The sequence below is a fragment of the Microcystis sp. M53603_WE2 genome, from assembly GCF_030065435.1.
Genome location: NZ_JASJFF010001340.1, coordinates 1 through 2,727, shown reverse-complemented (window position 1 = coordinate 2,727; position 2,727 = coordinate 1). Strand labels below are relative to the sequence as shown.

The window sequence follows — 2,727 nt, the reverse complement described above, 5'->3', positions numbered from 1 at the left end:
GGCGGCTCCCCAGAACAGTCTCAGCCTGGAAGTTGGTCACTAGCTAGACACTACCTAACAGCCACAGGCGATAGGCTGAGAGGCCAGAGATGCTGTCGTGGCTTTCATCTTACCTCTCAGCGGTTTTTGAGATGTTGCGTTTTTACGAGTTCCGAAGACAACTTGATTATAAAACTCAGTTGTATGGTTCGGAATTAATCATAGCCGATAGGTGGTTTCCTAGCAGTAAAACCTGTTCCAATTGTGGGTACAAAAAAGAGTCTCTATCTTTAACTGAAAGAGTTTTTGAGTGTGAGCAATGCCATGTAGTTTGCGGTCGAGACTTGAACGCTAGTCTAAATCTAGCTTCTTTGGCGGTGAGTTCCACCGTGTCAGCTTGTAGAGTAGATAGTGCCGACACTACTACAGTGAAGCAGGAAGTTAACGTCAAATTTGCTCATGAGTAGATTTGAGTAAGTTTAACAGAACGGAACTGGTAGCCAAAGCCTCTATTGACACTCCCCGAAGCGCTCATGGGAGGGAGTGTCAACTCTACCAATCACCGCCGCCGCCACCCCCACCGCTACTGCCACCGCCGAAATCACCACCATCATAACCGCCACCACCATAACCACCACCATCATAACCGCAATAGTCGCTATTGCCGTTGCTGCCACCACTGCGGCCACCTCGACCATTGCCACCAACGGCACAACGAAAATAAACAAAATATAGAATTAACATCAAGGGAAAAGACACTCCCACCATCAGGATAGCCAAAACAAGATGAAGAATGGACATTGCGATTTGAGGCTTAAATTCAGTTTGTCGCAACCCATAAGCACTACGGAGAAACCCGCTCACAACTGTTACACCTGCTCGAATACCTTCTTCGTAGTTTCCCGTTTTGAAGCTAGGAATCATGTAGGTGTAGATAATATCCTTGACCTGAGCATCGGGTAAAAATCTTTGGACTCCATAACCGGTCTCGATTTCTACCCGTCTATCCTTGAGGGAAACGAGGATTAAAACCCCGTTATCTTGCGATTTTTTGCCGATTTTCCAACGATTAAATAGGGCTGTGGCGTAGGCTTTGGGGGTAGGATAGGGTAAGGTATCGGGGACGGTGACAACAGCAATTTCTGCGCCGGTTTCTACCTCTAATTTGGCTATGTCACCGGAAATTTGCGTAACACCCGCCCGACTTAAAATATTAGCTCGATCGCTGACCCATAATCCCCCGTGCGGATTTAGTTTCGGTATTTGTTCGATGGGAATAGCGTTGACTAAGGGGGGTAAAATAACAGGGGGAAGAGCGAACATTGTCACCAGAAAAATTCCTAGGGGCAAGGGGCGAATTTTAATCATTTTCCTGTCTCTCCATCGGTTTGTAGTCTTGTTTTAGCAATAATGCGGGTTTTCTTTAAATCTCCCTCGCTCAATTCTTCTCCCACCTGTAAACGGGTGGCATTAGTTTGGAGGACAGTGGCGGCGTTTTTTTCTCCCAATTGTAAGGCGGTTTTGGCGGCGGTTTGTAGCATGGTGGCGGCGGCTGCTCGATCGCCCTGTTTTAATTTTTCTTCAGCGATTTGGGTTTGACGATATTTGGCTAAAGTCAGAGTCGATTTCTGAACTTGCTCGTTTAATTGGGATTGATAGATAGCTTGGGAGGCGATATTAAGGCTAACAGTCGCAGTTTCTAGCCCTTTTTGACCAGAAGCGGGATCATCGTAGCGAATCTTCACCTTAGCTATGGTATGAGTACCGGGGGGAATTTGGTCGATATAGAGATTGAGGAGGATAATTTTTTCTTCATCTATCATTAAATCACCCAAACGGGTGATGTAAAAATTGCCCTCTTTTTGTAAGCTCATTTCTATAGTTTCTGGGGCAACTTGGGCGATGGGTTTTAAGTCGGCTAAATGAGTCCGAGCATCTAATTCTAATTGCAGGAAAGCGTTAGTTAACCGCACAGATTGCAGACGGTTAAACAGACGAGTAAATTCAATTAAAGCCTGTTCGGGTCTTTCGATATAGGATAAACTTCCGCCGGCGATATCGGCAATTTTTTCTAGGATATCTTGATTCCAATGATCGCCAAAACCGAAGGTATTTAAGGTGATACCGTACTCAGCCGCTACTGCGGCTAATTTTAAACAGCGTTGATTGTTTCCGTGTTCATTTTCACCATCGGTAAGCAGAAAAATATGAGACACATAACCTTTGCTGCCGGTAGAACTTTCTTGAATACCTAATTTTATCCCTTCATCGATCGCCGTGCCTCCTCCCGCTTGTAACTGTTTAATTTTTGAGCGAATTAAGGTCAGATCATCCTGTCGCGATTGGGAGGGAAGAATAACTTTAGCGCGATGATCGAAAGCTATCACCGAGAGACGATCATTAATACCGAGGGATTCTATTAAACTTAAAGCCGCTTTTTTGACCGTTTCTAGGGGTTTTCCCTGCATAGAACCGCTATGATCGAGAACTAAACAAAGATTAATCGGTAAATTTGTGTTGATCTGTTCACTGGTGGCGGCGATCGAGAGCATCAGTTGACGTTGACTGCTGCTTTGATTAGCATTGATATTACTGTCACTCAAGGCCGATTTTAGAGTTACCCGCATAAGAGTTTTTAATCGTGGTCGTTGATATTTATATTCTAATGAGTATAGTTAGATTTGTGCTTATTTTCTCGTCTGGCATCGAGTTAGACAAGTTGGAAACTGGGTGCATCTCATTTTTGTC

2 protein-coding genes and 1 pseudogene are annotated in these 2,727 nt (G+C 44.7%); 1 reads left to right on the top strand and 2 read right to left on the bottom strand.

What is annotated here, in order from left to right; genetic code table 11:
* Positions 1–137 precede the first annotated feature (137 nt).
* A pseudogene (locus PX481_RS28225) lies at positions 138–446 on the top strand (zinc ribbon domain-containing protein); the annotation flags it as partial.
* Between the two features lie 85 nt (positions 447–531).
* Here the strand turns inward: PX481_RS28225 and PX481_RS28220 are convergent.
* Together PX481_RS28220 and PX481_RS28215 are read right to left on the bottom strand one after the other, a co-directional pair.
* Positions 532–1,347 carry a TPM domain-containing protein gene (locus tag PX481_RS28220; RefSeq protein ID WP_079205889.1) on the bottom strand — a complete coding sequence of 272 codons (816 nt, stop codon included), beginning with the start codon at positions 1,345–1,347 and terminating at the stop codon, positions 532–534.
* A complete protein-coding gene (locus tag PX481_RS28215) occupies positions 1,344–2,606 on the bottom strand; it encodes a vWA domain-containing protein (protein ID WP_288097259.1) in 1,263 nt (420 codons plus the stop codon). The genes PX481_RS28220 and PX481_RS28215 overlap by 4 nt, the downstream gene beginning before the upstream one ends.
* Positions 2,607–2,727: the final 121 nt, after the last annotated feature.

Bases quoted from the DNA above. Each gene is read 5' to 3' on its own strand.
- PX481_RS28215 (WP_288097259.1), bottom strand. From the start codon at position 2,606: ATGCGGGTAACTCTAAAATCGGCCTTGAGTGACAGTAATATCAATGCT.
- PX481_RS28220 (WP_079205889.1), bottom strand. From the start codon at position 1,347: ATGATTAAAATTCGCCCCTTGCCCCTAGGAATTTTTCTGGTGACAATG.